Genomic DNA, 18,355 nt, shown 5'->3' with positions numbered 1-18,355 from the left:
GCCGCCCTCCCCCGCTATCCCGCCTCCGGCGCCGTCGCGCGCACCGTCGGCACCGGCATCAGGACGGGGCCGGCCGACGGCTGCTTGCGGCAGACGTCCCCGCACTTGGCGTCCAGCGAGCAGCACAGCGAACAGATCGGCCCGGACCGCACGGGGCAGTCGGCGATGTCCGGCAGCTCGTAGGCGGTCTCGCAGACCGCACAGGTGTGGGTGGCGGTGATGTCCGCGACCTCGACGCCCGGACCGTTCACCGGGTTGGGCCGCGCCAGGTAGTACTTCCCCTTCGTGGCCCAGGCGATCAACGGGCAGAGCGTCGAGGCCAGTCCGGCCGCGATGAAGGTCGAGAAGGCTTCGGCGTAACGGCCGAAGAGCCCGAAGAAGGCCAGGATCGAGACGGTCGAGGCGATCACCATCGCGCCGAATCCGGCCGGGTTCACCGCGTACAGATAGGCCCGTTTGAACTCGATGTACCGCGGGCTCAGCCCGATCCGCTTGTTGACGACCAGATCGGTGGCGACGGCGGCGATCCAGGCGATGCCCACGTTCGAGTAGAAGCCCAGCAGCTTGTTGAGGGCGGCGAACATGTTCATCTCCATCAGCGTGAGCGCGATGGAGAGGTTGAGGAAGATGTACCAGACCCGGCCCGGATGCCGGTGGGTGATCCGGGAGAAGAAGTTCGACCAGGACAGCGAACCGCTGTAGGCGTTGGTCACATTGATCTTGATCTGCGAGACGATCACGAAGACCGCCGCCGCGGGCAGCGCGAACGAGCCGAGCCACGGCCGCAGCGCCTCGATCTGCGGCGCGATCGGCTCCAGCGCGTGCGTCTTGCCGACGGCCTCCAGCGCGACGAAGGCGAGCAGCGCGCCGCCGATCTGCTTCGCGGCCCCGATGACGACCCAGCCGGGCCCCGCGGCGAGCACCGCGAGGTTCCAGCGCCGCTTGTTGGCCTCCGTCCGCGCCGGCATGAAGCGCAGGTAGTCGGCCTGCTCACCGATCTGGGCGATGAGCGAGAGCGCGACGCCCGTGCCCAGCCCGAAGCCGATCCAGGAGAACCCGGACCCCGCGCCCTCCGTGCCGCCGAAGGAGCCGAACGTGCCCCAGGCGTCGGGGGCTTCGAAGGCGAGCACGACGAACGGCAGCACCATGCCGACGATCCAGACCGGCTGGGTCCACGCCTGCACCTTGGCGAGCGCCCCCATGCCCCGGAAGACGATCGGGATGACGATGAGCGTGGTGAGCAGATAGCCGGCCTCGACCGGGAGCCCGACGGCCTGGTGCATGGCCTGCGCCATGATCGAGCCTTCGAGGGCGAAGAAGATGAAGGTGAAGGACGCGTAGATCAGCGAGGTGAGCGTCGAGCCGAAGTACCCGAAGCCCGCGCCGCGGGTGACCAGGTCCATGTCCAGGCCGTACTTCGCGCAGGCCCGCGCGATCGGTACGCCGGTGAGGAAGATGATCGTCGCGGCGGCGAGGATCGAGGCGAGTCCGCTGGTGAAGCCGTAGGTGAAGACGATCGAGGCGCCGATCGCGAAGTCGGCGAGGTAGGCGATCCCGCCCAGGGCGGTGCCCGCCACCGTGGCCGGTGACCAGCGCCGGAAGGAGTGCGGCGCGTAGCGGAGGGAGTAGTCCTCGCGGCTCTCGTCGGCGGCGAGCTTCGCGTAGCTGCGGGCCGGGGCGTCCCGGGCCGGGGTGTCGGCCCCGGCCGGGATGTCCTCGGCCGCTTTCGGTGTGGCTGTGTCCGTCATCGGTGACTTCCCGTCCGTCGTCCGGTGTGCGGGTACGGACCGGACGGTAAGAGCGGGACATGACAACTTTATGCAGCCGGTGATTGCCCGCCGGTTACGGGAGGCGTCCGGGCGTTAACGTGTCGTCACCGAAGCCGGACAGCGGTCCCCGCCCACCGGTCACCTGACCGGAAGGTGGTAGGCGACCCGGTAGCGATCGGCGGGCACCACCACGTCCGCCGTCTCGACCGGGCGGCCCGACGCGTAGTACGTCCGCTCGATCACCATCACCACGTGTCCGGGCACACCGCCGAGCGCCAGGAGCTCCTCCGCCAGCCCCGGACGCGCACCGACCTGCTCGGCCACGTTGTCCACGACGACATCGATCGCGGCCATCCGCTCGACCACCCCGCAGCCGCCCAGCGGACCCTCCTCCGGCAGCATCACCGGCGTACGCCCCGTCACGGCGAGCGGCTCCCAGGAGGTGGAGAGCATCATCGGCTCCCCGGCCTCGCGGAAGGTGTACCTCGTCCGCATCACCCGGTCGCCCGGCTCGATGCCCAGACGCCCGGCGATCTCGACGCTCGCCCCCTCCTGTTCGCTGCGGGACTCCCACGTCCCGTGCACCCCCTCCGCCGTCTGCTCCTGGCGGAACGGGCTGGCACCGGACGCGGACCGGTAGCCGGAGCGGGCGATCCGCCGCGGGACCGGGCGCTCGCGCACATAGGTGCCGGAACCGGAACGCCCCTCCACCAGACCCTCGGCCATCAACACCTTCCGCGCCTCCAGCGCGACGGTGTCCGAGACTCCGTACTCCTCGCGGATACGGGCCTGCGAAGGCAGGCGCGTATGCGGCGGCAGCGAACCGTTGACGATCTTCTCTCGCAGATCGCTTGCAACGCGCAGATACGCGGGCTGCTCACCGAAAGTCACAGGCCACTCCCAACAGGTTGACAGTCTGCAACAGCCTGACAACCGTGGGTTGTGAACCGCAAGTACAGGCCAAAGATTCACTCGATGTGATGATTCGCCAGGTCCTTGCGCATATCCGGCCATCGACCACCAGAGGGTTCTCAGCTCTTCTCACGCCTCCTCCCCTCCCCCGGTTCACCCCAATCGCGTTCCTTCTCGCACGGAAGTGGGGCGGCTGCCGAAGCAACCGCCCCACGAGTACGACGCGTCAGGACGTCAGAGCCCCGTGGCCGTCAGAACTGCAGAGCCCAGGAGTTGATCTTCCCGGTGTCCGCCGCCGCGTTGTCGGCGACCCGCAGCTTCCAGGTGCCGTTGGCCACCTCCGACGAGGCGTTCACGGTGTAGGTGGTGATCACGTTGTCCGTGCTGCCACCGGTCCCGAAGGCCTTCAGGTTGTAGACCGAACCGTCGGGCGCGACGAGGTCGATCTTCAGGTCGCCGCTGTAGGTGTGCGTGATGTTGACGGGCACGCTCAGCGTGGCCGGCGCGTTGCCGGTGACACCGGTGACGGTGATCGGCGACTCGACGGTGGAGTTGTCGGCGATGGTGTAGCTCGTCGTGCTCTCGAACTTCTTGCCGCCCGGCGGGGTGGTGGAGCCGCTGCCGACGTTCAGCAGCCGGTTCGGCGAGCCCGTACCCGGGCTGGTCACCACTCCGGTGCTGGCCGCGGCGACCAGTCCGGCGGAGACCTGCGCCGGGCTCTCGCTCGGGTGGTCGGCCAGGTAGAGGGCCGCGGCACCCGCGACGTGCGGCGTCGCCATCGACGTGCCGGAGATCGTGTTGGTGGCGCTGTCTCCGGTGTTCCAGGCCGAGGTGATCGACGAGCCGGGGCCGAAGATGTCCAGCACGCTGCCGTAGTTGGAGAAGCTGGAGCGGGCGTCGGTGCTGGTGGTGGAGCCGACCGTGATGGCCTCGGTGACCCGTGCCGGGGACTTCGTGGAGGCGTCGGTCGACTCGTTGCCCGCGGCGACCGCGTACGTGACGCCGGACGCGATGGACTTGCGCACGGCGGCGTCGAGCACCGAGTCCGCCCCGCCGCCCAGGCTCATGTTGGCGACCGCGGGCTTGACGGCGTTCGCCGTCACCCAGTCGATGCCCGCGACGACCTGCTCGGTCGTGCCGGAGCCGCTGTCGTCGAGGACCCGGACGGAGACGATCTTCGCCTTCTTGGCGACGCCGTACGACGACCCGGCGACGGTGCCCGCCACATGGGTGCCGTGGCCGTAGCCGTCGTCCGCGGTGTTGTCGTCGTCGATGGCGTCGTAGCCGTACGAGGCCCGGCCGCCGAAGTCGGTGTGGGTGATCCGCACACCGGTGTCGATGATGTACGCGGTGACACCCTGGCCCCCGTTGTCGGGGTAGGTGTAACTCTGGTTCAGCGGGAGGGACTTCTGGTCGATCCGGTCGAGGCCCCAGGAGGGCGGCGAGGGCTGGGTGCCGGTGACGTGGAAGGTCCGGTTCTGCACGACGGACTCGACGGCCGGGTCGGCGGCGAACTTCTTCGCCTGGCTCTCCGAGAGCTCCACCGCGTAGCCGTTGACGGCGGTGCGGTAGGTCCTCTTGATCTCGGCGCCGTACTCCTTGGCGAGCGCCCGGCCCTCCGCGGAACCCGCGTCGGCCGCCGATTCGTCGAGCGTGACGATGTAGCTGCCGCTGATGGTGCCCGGGGCACCCGCGTTCTGGATCAGACCTTCGGGCGCCGGCTGGGACGCCGAGGCGGGGAACGCCGCGGCGCCGGAGAGCACGAGGGCCGCACCGGCCATGACACTCGCCGCGGCGAGTCTTCGGCGCGCGTGGGGGGTGTGACGCGTCACTGACATGTGGGGGGTCCTCCTCGATCGAGGTGCACTGGTGGGGGGTTCGCCTGCTGCCGGACGGGGCGACAACTGGGCAGCATGGGCATGACAAACATCTGTTGCCGATGCCGCGCCGCCCAAGTCCCCGCCGACAGCGAAAGATTGACCGATTCTTGGGAATCGCACAAGGGTGCGCAGGGCTCTGCAATACCTTCGCCATCGGGCCGCCACGCGCCTGACATGCTGACCGGCATGCCCGCATACATCTGCCCGCAGGACGGCACCCGCGCCGACACCACCGCTCTCACCTGGTGCTGCCCGGTCTGCCGCGGCCCCTGGGACCTCGAATTCGAAGCCGCCGGCACACTCTCGGTCAACTCCCTGACCGGGCGCGTCAATTCACTGTGGCGTTACGAAGAGGTGCTGCCGCTCTCCTCGCCCACGACCACGCTCGGCGAGGGCCGCACCCCGCTCGTGCCGCTCACCGGCACGGTCTCGGCCAAGCTCGACTTCCTGATGCCGACGCTCTCCTTCAAGGACCGCGGCGCGGTGATGCTCGCCGAACTGGCCCGCCGGCTGTCGCCCGAACGCGTCGTCGCGGACAGCAGCGGCAACGCCGGGACGGCCGTCGCCGCCTACTGCGCCCGTGCCGCGCTCCCCTGCACGGTGTACGTCCCCGAGGGCACGTCCCCGAAGAAGACCGAGCAGATCCGGGCCCACGGCGCCCGCCTGGAGATCGTCCCCGGCGACCGCGAGGCCACCGCGGCCGCCGCCCGTGCCGCCGCCGACGTCCCCGGCACCTTCTACGCCTCGCACGTCTTCAACCCGTACTTCCTGCACGGCACGAAGACGTACGTGTACGAGCTGTGGGAGGACCTCGGCGGCCGTCTCCCGGACGCCATCGCCGTACCCGTCGGCAACGGCACCCTTCTCCTCGGCGCGGCCCTGGCCACCGCCGAGCTCCACGCCCGGGGGCTGATCGACCGGCGCCCGGCGCTGATCGCCGTACAGGCCGAAGCCGTCTCGCCGCTGGCCGACGCCTTCCGCGCGGGCGCCGAGGACCTGCTTCCCGACACCCTGCCCGCCGCCGCCACCCTCGCCGAGGGCATCGCCATCCCGCGCCCGCCGCGCGCACGGGCCATCCTGGCCGCGGTCAGGGAATCGGGCGGCACCTTCCTCACGGTGACCGAGGACCAGATCCGCGCCGCGCAACTGGACCTGGCGGCACGCGGCTTCTACGTGGAGATGACGGGCGTCGCCTGCTGGGCCGCGGTCGGCGACCGGACGGACCTGAGCATCGTCGTCCCGCTGTGCGGCGCGGGCCTCAAGACCGGCCTCGCGGGCTGAGGGAGCGGGCCCGCCGGGCAGGGCGGGGCGGACGGCCGGGGCGGGCACGGACCGGCCCGTCGCGGCACCGGCGCCCGCCGCTCCGTCAGCCGTTCACCCCGCGTGCCGCGCACCGCCGCGCGGCACACGCTTCCCTACCTTCGTACGGTGAGCCTCTCGCGCCTCGTTCTCCTCACGTCCCTCGTTTCCCTGGTCACGGGCGCACTGCTCGCGCCTGCGGCCCCCGTCCCGTACCCCGCGCCTCCCGCCACGGCGGCGCCTCCCGCCGCGGCTGCCACCGCCTGCGGCCGGGACACCGATCCCGCCTGGGCGCCGACATCCACCCGGTTCGGCGAGGCAGCCGGCTACGACCCCTACACCGGCAACGGGTACCTGGGCCACCGGGTGCCCGCGGCGGGCACCGGATACGCGGCGTCGGGCGAGAAGACCGGCTGGCCGCTGTTCACCCCGCGCTACGACGGCGCGTTCGTCTCCGGCCTGTTCGGGCGCGAGAAGGACCTCGCCGCCGGCCGCGAGGTGATCGCCGCACTGCCGAGCTGGACCGACCTCGACGTGCGCGTCGGCACCGAGACCTACGGCTCCCGCACGCCGCCCGGCCGGATCTCGCACTACCGCCAGACGCTCTTCCTGCGCTGCGGACTGGTGCGCACGTCACTGCGGTGGACCACGGCCGACGGCCGCGCGACCGATCTGACGTACGAGGTGCTCGCCGACCGGTCCGATGTGCACACGGGTGCCGTACGCCTGCGCGTGAAGCCGCACTGGAACGGCACCGCGACCGTCACCGGCCGGCTCGACCCGAGGGGCGCGCGCCGGATCGCCCTCGCCGCCGACGGCACGTTCCGCACCCTCGGTACCGGAACCAGGGGCGCGATCGCGCAGACGCTGCGCACCGGCGGACCGGGGGCCGGAGCGCCGGTCGCGGCGCGCAGCACGCACCGGGTGCGCTCGGGGCACACGTACACCTTCGAGAAGTACGTCGGCGTCGACACCGCGCTCACCTCCGCCGCCCCGCGCGCCGCCGCCCGCGAGGCCGCCCGGCGCGCGGGGCGGCGCGGCTGGTCCGGGGTGCTCACGGCGAACGCGGCCGCCTGGCGGCGGGCCTGGGCGGCCGACATCCTGGTACCGGGCAGTCCCGACCTCCAGAAGTGGCTGCGGGCGGCACAGTACGGGCTGCTGGCCGCCACCCGGACCGGGTCCCGCGACAGCATCGCGCCGGCCGGCCTGACCAGCGACAACTACGCCGGCCTGGTGTTCTGGGACGCCGAGACCTGGATGTACCCGGGGCTGCTCGTCACCCGCCCCGAGCTGGCCCGCCCGGTCGTCGAGTACCGCTACCGCACCCGCGGCGTGGCCCGCGCCAACGCCCGGAAGCTGGGGTTCCAGGGCCTGTTCTATTCGTGGACGAGCGCGAGCAGGGGCGAGCTGTGGTCCGAGTGCCAGAGCTGGAACCCCCCGCACTGCGTCACCCAGAACCACCTGCAGGGCGATGTCTCGCTGGCCGTCTGGCAGTACTACCTGGCGACCGGGGACCGTAACTGGCTGGCCGGGCACGGCTGGCCCCTGCTCGCCGGGATCGCCGACTTCTGGGCCTCGCGGGCCACCGCGAACGACGACGGCAGCTACTCGGTGAAGGAGGTCGCGGGCCCCGACGAGTACAGCAACGGCGTCACCGACGGGGTCTTCACCAACGCGGTCGCCGCCACCGCCCTGCGCAACGCCACCCGCGCGGCGCACCTGCTCGGCCGCACCGCACCGGCCCGGTGGAAGCGGGTGGCGGACGGCCTGCGCATCCCGTACGACCCGGCGCGGAGGCTGTTCCTCCAGTACGCGGGGTACAACGGCTCGACGATCAAGCAGGCCGACACGGTGCTGCTGATCCACCCGCTGGAGTGGCCGATGGAGCCGGGAGCCGCCGCCACCACGCTCGACTACTACGCGGAGCGCACCGACCCGGACGGCCCGGCCATGACCGACTCGGTCCACGCGATCGACGCGGCCACGATCGGGGAGCCCGGCTGTGCGACGTACACCTATCTCCAGCGCGCCGTACGCCCGTTCATACGCGGTCCGTACGCCCTGTTCAGCGAGGCCCGGGGCGCGAAGGCGGGCGCCCAGGACCCGCTGTCGGGCTCCCCCGCCGAGGACTTCCTCACCGGGAAGGGCGGGTTCCTCCAGGTCTTCACGCATGGTCTGACGGGGTTGCGGCTGCGGGAGGACGGGGTGCGTCTGGATCCGATGCTGCCGCCGCAGCTGGGCAGCGGTGTCACGCTGACGGGCCTGCGCCACCGGGGCCGTACGTACGACCTCGCGATCGGCCCCTGGACGACGACGGTCCGGCTGACCGCCGGCGCCCCCTTCACCGTCGACACCCCCGCCGGCCCCCGCACGCTGAGCGGCACGCTATCTCTCCCCACCCGCCGCCCGGACCTCGCCGCGACCACCGACGCGGCCCGCTGCCGCCCGGTGACGGCTTCCTCGGAATCCCCCGGCCTGTACGCGGTGGCCGCGGTGGACGGCAGTCCGGCCACCGCCTGGTCCCCGGACGGCGCGAAGGGCGCGCTGACGGTGGACCTGGGGCGGGCGGGCGCGGTGACATCGGCCGTACCGGAGTGGGCGGACGTGCGGCCGCTCTCGTACCGCCTGGAGACTTCGTCCGACGGCACGCACTGGCAGCCGTACCGGGCGGGCGCGGTGGCCCGGTGGGTACGGCTGACGGTGGAGTCCGAGGACCCGCAGAAGCCCGCGGGTGTACGGGAGTTGAGGGTGACCCAGCCGTGACCGCGCGGCCTTGCGGGGGTCAGCCGCGGGCGCGGAGCCTGCTGCCGAAGCCGTAGTAGAGGCCGAGCAGCACACCGCCCACCGCCGCGACGATCCCCGTCGCCCGGCCCGAGCCGAGGGCCCCGGTGAGGACGACGGCCGCCGCGTACACGCTGGGCAGCCACCAGTTGAAGCCGGATCTCGCGGCCGGACGGCGTTCCATGTTTCCCCCTGATCGGCATCGGCATGCCGCACGAGGTGCGGCGGAGCGCTGCCGATCATGCCATCCGGACCCGGCCCGCGGAACGGCCTGCGGCAAAGCCACGGCCACGGACTCAGCGGGCGGCGTCGTGGCGAGGGCTGTTCAGGTTCGCGGCGAAGCGGATGCCGGAGGGCGAGAGCGGTGACGCCCCGCCCTGGAGGCTCGCGGCAAGGGTGCGGATGGCGGGGAGCCGCGCGAGCAGCGCCTGGCCGGGGCAGTTGGTGGCGAAGCCGTCGCGGTGGCCGGAGATGGCGTCGAACTCGGCCGAAGTGCCCTTGGCGTAACGGCTCTTGCCGTTGGTGGAGGTGAGCCGCACCTTGCCCGCGGCGTCGACGCCGCCCAGGCCGAGCTTCCAGGCCGCCAGCGCCGCGATCGCGTGCTCCATGGCCGCCGGTACCGGCGTCCCCGGCCCGAAGGTGCCGATGGCCGCGATCCCCGTGGTGCCCTGGTTGAACCCGAGGGTGTGGGAGCCGACGACGGGGCGGTCGGCGCCGCCTGCGCGGCCTTCGTAGATGGTGCCGCACGTGTCGACGAGGAAGTTGTAGCCGAGGTCGCCCCAACTCCGGTCACGGGTCTGGCCCGTGTACAGATTGCGCAGGGTGCGGGGGACGTCGGCGCAGTCGTAGCCGTTGGGGGTGTCGGTGTGATGGATGAAGACCGCTTTGACCCCTGCCGCGTAGTGCGCATGACGGTCGCGCCTGGTCTCGTCGGCCCGCCACCGCGCACGCGACACGATGGCCGGCCGGGGCACCAGGCGGGGCGGGGCCATCGACGCCGCCCCGAGGGCCGGGAACGGGCGCCCGATGCCGGCGACCGGCCCGGCGGTCGTTCCGGGCCGCCACACGGACGGGGCCCCTTCCGGAGCCGGGTCGTGAACGGCTCGGGCCTTCGTCACCCCGGCGGGTGCCACGAGGAGGGGAAGCACCATCGGAACGGTGACCCACAGTGCTATTCGGTGCAGACGCATTCGGTACGGACGCACGGGAGAGAACCTTCTCTTCGTCTTTCGCCGGGATGCCGACGGGAGCGCGTATGTCCCACAGCTTCGCGGCGCCCGGTCCGCCGCGCGCGGCGGGTTAGTGCAGACAGGCGAGCGGCGCGACTCCCCGGCCGACGGCTACGGCGAGTGACGAAAAAGAGGGAGAGCCGGCGGCAGCAGCGGCTGCCGCCGGCTCTTCGGCGGATCTCACGAATCTCCTGCGACCCGGTGATTCATCGCGGAAGCGGATCGGTTTCCGGGACCCTCGCATCAGCGTCCGCAGGGCCCGCGGGCCCTGCGATGGTCACCCGTCGTTCAACAGCCGGGCGGTGCGCGCATCGAGTTCCTCGCGGCGGATCCGGGCGTGTTCGGCACGGGCCTTGAAGCGGGCGTGCCCCATGCGGGCCTTCTCCTCCTCGGCCCACAACTCGGTGCGGTAGCGCTGGACCTCGTGCTCGATGGTGGCGCACTGGCGCAGCACGTCCTGGTCCTCCAGGTGGATCCGCTGGTTGGCCTCGCGCCGTTCGGCGAGCCTGCGGTCGTACTCGGACGGGCCGCTCATCAGCTTGGCGAGCACCGGCATGGCGTCGACCAGCAGCAGCACCGCGTGCAGCAGGAACATCATGAAGAGCGCGAAACCGTCGGACCAGGCCACCGTCGACAGGGCGTCGGCGCGCAGCAGCAGCCCGTCGTGCTGCTGCTCGCGCTGCCGCTGCGCCACCTTGGTGTCGATGGCCTTCTTGATGTCGACGCGGTAGGCGGTGCCGGTGCTGGTCAGCCGGTCGGAGAGGGTGTTGCCCCGGGCGACGAGCTCGGCGCGCTTCTCCTCGTACTCGGCGATCTTGCTGGTCTTCCGGTACGCGCTGGTGTCGGCACGGGCCCGCTCGCAGGTCTCGGTGACGTCCCATCCGTTGCCCCGCCAGATCCACCGGTCGCGGCCGCACTCCCGCCGCTCGGCGGCGTTCTTGGCGTCCAGGGTGTTGTTGGCGGTCCTGATCTGCCGGTCGAGGCGGGCAAGGGCGGCGGTGTTGTCGTCGATGTCCGACCTGATCGCGGCCGGTGCGCCCTTCACGGTGAGCTGGTGGTCGACGCATCCGGGGCGGGCGGTGGTGTCCTTGCCGTCGAGCGGGTTGCAGGCGGTGAGCCGTCCCCGGAAGTCGGCCAGGTCACGTTCCCGGGTGACGGCCATCTCCTGGCGTATTTCCCGGTCGAAGATCTGGAAGAGCAGGGGTTCGGCGATGGTGAGGCCGAGCACCACGGAGAGCAGCAGCCGGGGAAGCAGGAGGCGGACCGCGCGGCCGCCCGTGTATCCGTGGGTGCTGGAGACCAGCCAGCTGTCCAGGGCCAGCACGATCCACGCCCAGACCATTCCGACGACGACGGCCACCACGACGGGGGTGCCCTCGCGGATGGTGGAGAGCGCCAGGGCCATGGATGCCCCGCCGAGCAGGGCGGTGTTGAGGACGATGGCCCCGTACCAGGTGTAGCGGGCACGCTCGGCGGACTCGCGCTCCAGTACCTCCTCGCGGATGCCGATCAGGCGGCGCAGTCGGGCGGCGGGGCCCCGGGCGGGCCGGCGCACGGTCCGGGAGCCGGGGGCGGGTTCGGGCCACGCGTCGTGGCTGCCCTCCGGCGACCATACCGGGGTGTCAGCGGCCACGTTCCTCCCTCCCTGCTTCGCCGAGGTCGCCGTCCGCGTACTTCGGGCCCGGTTCCGGTTCGTCGTTCCCCTGGTAGACGGCCCGGTCCTCGACCGGCCCGGACCGCTCGGGTGACACGGCTTCGCGGGCGGCCGGCGTCGCGACCGCCCCGGAGCCGTCGTCCACCGGTGCCGCGTCGTCCGTCTCCCGCCGTGTCCGGCTGCCGTGTCGCTCCCGACCGGGTCCTTCGGCCGGGTCGTACGCCTGTTCCTCGCCGTGTCCGGTGTCGTACCCGCCGTCGCGGCGGCCGTCCTGCTCGTACGGCTCGCCCCGGTACGGCCCGGCGGCCGCGTCCTCGGCGCTCGCGTCCGCGCTCTTCGTCCCGTCACCGCCCTTCTCCAGCTGCGGGACCTCGCTGTCCGCCAACTCGCGGATCGGCAGGCCCTGTTCCTCGATGCCCTGGTCGGAGCCGAGGCGTTCGATGAGGGCTCGGGCGTCGAGCGGTACGTTGTCGAGGAGTCCGCGGTTGACGGCCTGGATGGTGAACTCCTGGTTCATTCTGGCGCGCTGGTCGGCCCGGTGCCGCCGTTCGGCGCGGGCCGCCAGTTCGTCCTCGCGCCGTTCGGCGTGCTGCCGCTGTTGTTCCTCCCGCTCGGAACGCCACTTCTCGCGCTTCTCCTCGCGGTCCGCCGCCAGCTCGGCGCGCCGGTCCTGGCGGCCGACTTCCTGGCGCCGGTCCTGGCGTTCCAGGCGGACGCGGAGCTCGTCCTGCTCGGCTCTGCGCAGCCGCTCGGCGTGCTCCCTGCGGTGTTCCTCCTCCTGGCGCTGCTGCTCCTGCCGGTGCCGTGCGTCGTCGCGCTGCCGTGCGGCCAGGTCGGAGTAGCTGATCTCCCCGTTGCGCAGGGCGAGGATGTCGGTCTTCTCCGCGTCGGTGCCGAATTCCGCGAGGTCCTTCAGGGCCTCGATACGGTGGAACTCGTTGTCGCGTTGCCGGCGGGTGTGCGTGTGGAGCTGATCCTCGGCGCTGCTCTCGTACGTGTACAGCCGCTTGAGGTCTTCCAGGTCCTGCGCGTGCCGCAGTTCCATGGCACGCATCTCGCTGTCCATCTGTTCCTGCTCCCGCTTGCGCAGATGCTCCATCCTGGCGCGTTCGCGGGCCACTTCCTCCTTCACCCGGTCCTGCTCCCGGGCCCGCCGTTCCTCGTCGGCGACGCGCCGCTGGGCGGCGAACTCGTCCGGGGTGAGCACCTCCAGATACGGATCGGTCACGGTCATCCCGGCGATCCGCGGCGGTTCCATCTCCAGGTACGCGGTCAGGCGCGCGGTCAGCAGCCTGGTCACCTCCTTGCCGGCGTCCAGCGGCCATTCCTGGGTGACATCGGTGAGTCCCGGCAGCGCCCGCAGATAGCCGACCAGCCGGGATTCCACGTCGGTGACGCCCTCGCGGACCACCGCCACCGGGTCGGTGACCGTGCAGTGGAAGGCGACCTGCACGGTGAAGCCGTCGGTCTCGGCGGACGGCACGTTCGTGCCGGCCATGACGGGCACCGCGACACTGCAGTCGACGACCGTGACCGAGGCGGCGCCGGTCACGACGTCGTCCTGCGGGCCGCGAACACCGTGGTCGGTGATGTACTGGTCGCCGTGCCGGTAGACGAGCACCTGGTGGGCGGAGACCCGGGGAATCTCGTCGTGGGCGCGGCGCGTCCGGTTCCAGAACTTCCGGCCGGTGTGCTGCACAGGGGTCAGTACTCGTTCCTCGACCAGAGGATAGGTCTTGCGGTTCGTGTTCATTGCGGGTGACTGTCCTTCGCACGGTTCAGGGCGCCGAGCAGGATCGCGACGCAGTCGGGGTCGGTGGGACGCGCCTGGCGGGCGGCCGCGAGGCGACTGAACTCGCTGGTGAACAAGGGGAGTTCGACGGGCGGGAGCGCGTCGACGAGTGCGCGGCCGAGCCGCTCGGCCGCCGAAGTGGGATCGGAGGTGACGGCGGGCAGTGCGCGCGCCGCGCCGAGCAGTGCGGTCAGGGCCTCCCGGCGCAGCGGCCGGTGGCAGATCACCGCCGCCCACAACTGGGCGGCGAGCGCTGCTTCCCCGGGCCGGTCGGCGGTGTAGCGGGCGATGGCGGAGCGCCCGGAGAGCGGCTCCCGGACGGTGAGGACCCGCAGGCAGGCGCCGAGCACCAGGACGCCGATCGGCGAGTAGGCGGCGGACCGGGTCCGCTGTTCCCTGCCGATCCGGTAAGCCAGGGCCTCCAGCACGATCCCGGCGTCCTGCCGGCAGTCGGCCAGGACGAGGAACAGGCGCGCCCAGGCGTCCATCGCCTCGCGTGCCGCGTACTCGGTGTGGAGGCTGCGCTGGAGCAGCACCCAGAGCCATCTCACCGCGTCGGTGGGGAAACTGATGCCGAGCTGTCCGCCGAACGCGCCGAGTGCGGTGCTCCGCAGCCTGGGGTCGGCGGACTGTGCCCAGGTACGGGCCAGAGTGAGCGCCGCGGCCGCCGGGGCCTCCTCCAGGCACATGTACCACAGCACGTACAGGGCGGTGTCGTGCCCGCTCTCCCCGCCCTCGCCCCGCGCCCAGGGGCTCAGATAGCACTCCATGACCTCGTCGAAGGCGACGTGTCCGAGCAGCGCCAGACCGGAGGCGATGGAGAGCTGGAGGTCCGGACCGGGCCCGGCGTCGATGACGGTGGCCAGCCAGTCGCGGACCGCGTCCCAGTACTCGGTGGGGTATCCGCGCCACAGCTCCTGCAGCACCCAGCGGCGCAGCTCGGGGTCGGCGAAGACCATGACCTCGCGAGTGGTCGAGCCGTAGAGCTGCATCTCGGTGGTGACCAGCGCGTTACGGGCCAGCGAGCGGCGCCGGTCGGCGGGGCGGGCACGGCGGTGGGACGGGGCGGGGCGGGCCTCCCGGGGCTCCGTGCCCTGCGCGTCAGGGCCCGGCACGGCGGTGCCGGCCTCAGCGGCCAGAGACGGTTCGGGCGTGAAGTACACGGGTTCCAGGTGCTGTTCGAGGTTCTCCTGGAGTGATTCGAAGTCGCGCCGCCCGACGCCCGGCGCGAAGGCGAGGGTGGTCACCTCGGCGATCTCGTGCAGTGTGCGTTCCCCCTCGACGCCGAACCAGTCCAGCACGGCCCGGGGCGCGCTGCCGGTGTGTTCCTTCCACACCTGGCCGGGGTCGTCCCCCGCCGCGATCCGGTCCGCCGCCTCGGCGGCGACCGCGACCGGGCAGCGGGCCGGGATGCCCTCCATCGCCCGCGCGAGGGTCTCCTGCGGGACGCGGCCCTGGACGAGCCGGGCCCGTACCACCTTCTCCAGCGCGGGGGGCTGCCACGGCAGATGGCGCACGGCCTCCGGTGGCGGCCCGTCCAGCCCGTGCACCGTGGTGATCACCAGATGGGCGCGGTGCCGTCGGACCTGGTCACGCACGCGTCGCCAGTCGAAGTCGGTGGAGCGGCCGGGGGCGTCGCCGCCCGCCGTGCGGTCCAGGACCACATAGCCGACCCCGGAGTCGAAGCTCCGCTCGGCGAGCTGATCGAGGCCGATGTCGGGCGAGAGCACCACGTAGTCGGCGGACGGGCCGACGACCTCGCGCAGCAGGGCGACCGCGGCTGACCTCTTCCCGGTGCCCCGGGAACCCGACAGGACGACGACACCGGTGCGTGTCAGCTCCTGGGCCGCGTCGTCGAAGCAGCCGGGCCGTACGTAGGACCGCAGCAGCGCGTCGATCTCGTCGGCCTCCAGCAGACCGGTCGCCCTGGTGTGACCGCCCTTCCCCGCGCCGGCGCCGATGCCGAAGTGGGCCCGGCCGTGGTACTGGGGGCCGTAGAAGTTGTTGTAGACGTGCTGCCCGCCGTCCGGTCCGGGCCCGGACGCGGGACCCGTCGTGGTTGTGGACGCCGGGGCGGGCGTGGGGGGCGGGGCCGGGGCCGTCGTGGTGGCCGGTCCGGGCCGGCCGTTGTCCTGATCGTCCGAGCACTGTCCGGGATCGCCGTCTCCCGCGCCGTCCGGCATTCCGCCTCCCTCACCCTCGCTACCGTTCCCGTTGCTGTCCGTCGGCTGGTCCGTCGGCCTCACTCGCGCACCTTGTTCCCCTCGGCCCGCCCTCAGTCGGAGAAGCCGAAGACGATGTTCCCGTCCGTGTGCAGGGGGGCGTGAATGTGGTTGTTCACGATCTTGTTGGTCACCGGAGCCCCTCCGGTGACGGGGGCGTCCGGGGTACTCGCGGGCTTCGCGGGCTCAGCGGCCTCATCGGGATCAACGCGGCGGCCGGCGGGCTCCGCAGCCGAACGGCCACCGTCCCGCCCGTGCTCACCGAGGTCCAGCCGGTGGACGTCGTACCCCGGCACCCACAGCCAGGCCCGGCCCCGGTACTCCTTCTTCTCGACGAGGACCTCGCGGAACTCCTCCGGCCGGAAGTTGGTGTACCCCTGGGCCACCAGCTCCGTGAAGACCGGCGCCGTCAGAGCGACCACCAGCCCGGCATCCGGCGCGGCGGCCAGCGCCCGGTGCAGCGGTTCGCCCTCCAGGATCCGGGACACCTCGACCGGCCCCGGGCCCACGAATCCGCTGGGTGCTTCGGACGCCGGTCCGAAGTGCACCGCCACGCGCAGCGCGAGCCGCGCTTCGGGCACCCGGTCCCGGTTGTGGGCCCGCAGTCCCGCGTCCAGCCTCCGCATGAACGGCTCGACCAGCGCCTGCTCGTCGGACCCGGTCGGCAGCACCGCGAACTCCGAGTCCCCGCCCGGCTGTCGCGCCCAGGTTCCGCGGTCCAGCCCGGCCGCCTCGGCCGCGTCGGCCAGCAGACGTGGCAGCTCCGTCTGGATGACCCGTTGCCGCGCGGTGTCGGCACTGCCATATCCTCGCGCGTCGACAGCGAGCAGCAGCCGCCTGTTGAACACGCCCATCGCACCTACGGACATCCAGTCCTCCTCGTCCGTCACACGGGGATGACAACATGCCGCACCGTCAACTCACTTGCAAATCAAGGCTGTTACTAGGCGCAGAAGCGATACGGCATGCCGTTCCCGGGCCGGTGCCCACCCCCGTGGGGCACCGGCCACCCTGCCAGTCGTACACCTGGAGTCCTCTTGCGCACCCGGTGGAAATACGGGATCTCCCGCCTCACAGGTCGATTGCGCCCCGCACCGGCGAATCCCGTACAAGTGCCTGGTCCGCCCCCACCGGAGACCACCCAATGGAGTGAGTCAGCGCACAGGTCCACAACACGCCTGCGCCCGAGCCCCACTGGAGTCCCGATGCCCCTGCCGTCCCCGCCACCGCCGCCGGCCCCTTCCCCCTCCCCCTCGCCGTCCCCCGCTCCCCCCAGAGTGCCGTCCGGCCGCGCCTCGCACGCGATGCTGCCCGCGCTGCAGACCGCACACCAGCACGCCGACTCCAAGGCCGGCATCCTCTCCGCGGTGCAGGCGGCGCTGGTGGGAACGGCCGGCACCTGGAGCGGAGCCGCTCTGGACGGCTGGCGGAGCGGTGGAGCGGCCGGCTGGACCGCGGGGCTGCTGCTCATGCTCTTCGTCGGCGGGCTGCTCGGCGGGGCCGTGTCGCTGGCACTGGCACTGCGCCCCCGGGTGTGGCGCCCCGGTGTCCCCAACGACTACAGCTTCGTCCATCTGGCCTCGGCCTCGGAGCCGCCCCCGTCCGCCGCGACCGCCCCGCCTGCGCCCACCTCGGCCGACGAGGACGACCGGCAGCTGCGCGCGATGATCCGCTTCCTGTCCGGGGTGGCGGTACGGAAGTACCGCTGCGTCACCGCCGCGGTGGTGTGCACCGCGGTGATGGCCACCGCCGCCGGCCTGTGCCTGCTGCTGAAGCCGGTCCTCGGCTGATCCGCCCCGGCCGGGCGGCGGACCGGTACCCGGTCCCACCACCTCGGGTCCACCCCACCGGCTTCACCGCTCCCGCCACCCCGCGGACTCGTCCGGCTCGGCCAGTTCGGCCACCCGGGCAAGCCGGGAAAGGTCGTGCAACGTGGTCGTGCGGTACCCGGTGCCGAGCAAGCCGTCGTCCCTCAGCTGGCGCAGCCCCTTGTGCACGGTGGTCTCGGCGGCTCCGGTCAGCGCGGCCAACTCGGGCTGGGTGAGCTGGAATCCGATCACCCGGCCACCGCCGCGCTCCTGCCGTCCGTACGCCACGGCCAGTTCCAGCAGGAGCCGGGCCAGCCGTATCTTGACCGAATAACCCCGGAACTCCAGGCGCCTGCGGTTGGCCCAACGAAGCCGGTCGGCGACGATCCGCGTCAGCGCCATCGCCACCTCGGGCCGCCGCATCATCAGACCGTGCAGCGCACCGGGGCTGATCACCCGCGCCCGCAACGGCCCGCAGGCCACCACCCCGGCCGAGCGCGGCGCTCCGTCCAGTGCGGCCATCTCCCCCACGCAGTCGCCGCCGACACGCACCGCGAGCAGTGACTCCTGCCCGTTCTCCGCAGTGGCGGTGACCTTGGCGAACCCGCTGAGAATCACATAGAGATGCCGGTCAAAGGCCCCTTCCGTGAGCAGCACTTCCCCGGACCCGAGAGTCAACTCCGCCCCCAGGGACAGCAGTTCCTCACGTGCCGGCTCGGAAAGCACCGCCAGCAGACTCCGGTCCGGCCAACTGCGGTCCGGTCGGCTCCACCCCTGGTTCCCGCCCTCACCCCGCACAGCGCGCTCCCCTTCGGTTCCCCGGCTCCGATCCACCCGACAAGACCGGCGACCCCGGGCGGCCAGGCTAGCGCCAGACCGTTGGTCCCGCGCGGGTCAGCGGCGACCGGTCCGCCGCGCGCGCCGGGTCGGCGCATTCGGGCGAGCACGGCGACACGCTGCGAAGCGGGCCTCCGGCCTGCAGATTTCAGCCATGATCGGTCGATGTGGG

The 18,355-nt window shown here is 72.2% G+C and carries 13 protein-coding genes; 3 read left to right on the top strand and 10 right to left on the bottom strand.

Annotated elements, in window-relative coordinates:
- Positions 1–14: 14 nt before the first annotated feature.
- The 3 genes from ACFYY1_RS08920 to ACFYY1_RS08910 all read right to left on the bottom strand — a co-directional run bounded on the left by ACFYY1_RS08920 (position 15) and on the right by ACFYY1_RS08910 (position 4,519).
- The gene (locus ACFYY1_RS08920; protein ID WP_388582712.1) at positions 15–1,748 is read right to left on the bottom strand and encodes a purine-cytosine permease family protein; all 1,734 of its coding nucleotides are present in this window, start codon (positions 1,746–1,748) and stop codon (positions 15–17) included.
- Between the two features lie 159 nt (positions 1,749–1,907).
- Positions 1,908–2,660, bottom strand: coding sequence for a GntR family transcriptional regulator (locus tag ACFYY1_RS08915; RefSeq protein WP_388582710.1), 753 nt, complete (start codon positions 2,658–2,660; stop codon positions 1,908–1,910).
- Between the two features lie 272 nt (positions 2,661–2,932).
- Entirely contained in the window at positions 2,933–4,519 is a 1,587-nt protein-coding gene (locus ACFYY1_RS08910) for a S8 family serine peptidase (RefSeq protein WP_388582708.1), read from the bottom strand.
- 228 nt (positions 4,520–4,747) lie between these two features.
- Between ACFYY1_RS08910 and ACFYY1_RS08905 the strand changes: the two genes are divergently transcribed.
- Complete coding sequence (locus ACFYY1_RS08905; RefSeq protein WP_388582707.1) at positions 4,748–5,842, top strand: pyridoxal-phosphate dependent enzyme; 1,095 nt, start codon at positions 4,748–4,750, stop codon at positions 5,840–5,842.
- 147 nt (positions 5,843–5,989) lie between these two features.
- Complete coding sequence (locus ACFYY1_RS08900) at positions 5,990–8,623, top strand: discoidin domain-containing protein (RefSeq protein WP_388582705.1); 2,634 nt, start codon at positions 5,990–5,992, stop codon at positions 8,621–8,623.
- Between the two features lie 19 nt (positions 8,624–8,642).
- On the opposite strand, the gene ACFYY1_RS08895 is transcribed toward ACFYY1_RS08900, so the two are convergent.
- The 6 genes from ACFYY1_RS08895 to ACFYY1_RS08870 all read right to left on the bottom strand — a co-directional run bounded on the left by ACFYY1_RS08895 (position 8,643) and on the right by ACFYY1_RS08870 (position 16,428).
- Positions 8,643–8,825 (bottom strand): hypothetical protein, encoded by a 183-nt coding sequence (locus ACFYY1_RS08895; protein ID WP_266688849.1) that lies wholly within the window; start codon positions 8,823–8,825, stop codon positions 8,643–8,645.
- 112 nt (positions 8,826–8,937) lie between these two features.
- Positions 8,938–9,846 (bottom strand): peptidoglycan recognition protein, encoded by a 909-nt coding sequence (locus ACFYY1_RS08890; RefSeq protein ID WP_388582703.1) that lies wholly within the window; start codon positions 9,844–9,846, stop codon positions 8,938–8,940.
- Between the two features lie 301 nt (positions 9,847–10,147).
- The gene (locus tag ACFYY1_RS08885) at positions 10,148–11,503 is read right to left on the bottom strand and encodes a DUF4407 domain-containing protein (protein WP_388582701.1); all 1,356 of its coding nucleotides are present in this window, start codon (positions 11,501–11,503) and stop codon (positions 10,148–10,150) included.
- Positions 11,493–13,277 (bottom strand): hypothetical protein, encoded by a 1,785-nt coding sequence (locus ACFYY1_RS08880; RefSeq protein ID WP_388582699.1) that lies wholly within the window; start codon positions 13,275–13,277, stop codon positions 11,493–11,495. The genes ACFYY1_RS08885 and ACFYY1_RS08880 overlap by 11 nt, the downstream gene beginning before the upstream one ends.
- Positions 13,274–15,499 (bottom strand): hypothetical protein, encoded by a 2,226-nt coding sequence (locus ACFYY1_RS08875; protein ID WP_388582697.1) that lies wholly within the window; start codon positions 15,497–15,499, stop codon positions 13,274–13,276. The genes ACFYY1_RS08880 and ACFYY1_RS08875 overlap by 4 nt, the downstream gene beginning before the upstream one ends.
- Positions 15,500–15,591: 92 nt before the next feature.
- Positions 15,592–16,428, bottom strand: a complete 837-nt coding sequence (locus tag ACFYY1_RS08870) for a hypothetical protein (protein ID WP_388582695.1) — start codon at positions 16,426–16,428, stop codon at positions 15,592–15,594.
- Positions 16,429–16,815: 387 nt separating this feature from the next.
- Between ACFYY1_RS08870 and ACFYY1_RS08865 the strand changes: the two genes are divergently transcribed.
- Positions 16,816–17,328: a Pycsar system effector family protein gene (locus tag ACFYY1_RS08865; RefSeq protein WP_388582693.1), complete on the top strand. Its 513-nt coding sequence runs from the start codon at positions 16,816–16,818 to the stop codon at positions 17,326–17,328.
- A 63-nt stretch (positions 17,329–17,391) separates the two neighbouring features.
- Here the strand turns inward: ACFYY1_RS08865 and ACFYY1_RS08860 are convergent, their stop codons facing one another.
- On the bottom strand, positions 17,392–18,072 hold the full coding sequence (locus tag ACFYY1_RS08860; RefSeq protein WP_388582691.1) for a Crp/Fnr family transcriptional regulator: 681 nt from the start codon (positions 18,070–18,072) through the stop codon (positions 17,392–17,394).
- Between the last annotated feature and the right edge of the window lie 283 nt (positions 18,073–18,355).

The organism is Streptomyces sp. NPDC001890, from assembly GCF_042891445.1.
Lineage (GTDB): Bacteria > Actinomycetota > Actinomycetes > Streptomycetales > Streptomycetaceae > Streptomyces.
This window is presented reverse-complemented; position numbering and strand designations above follow the sequence as displayed.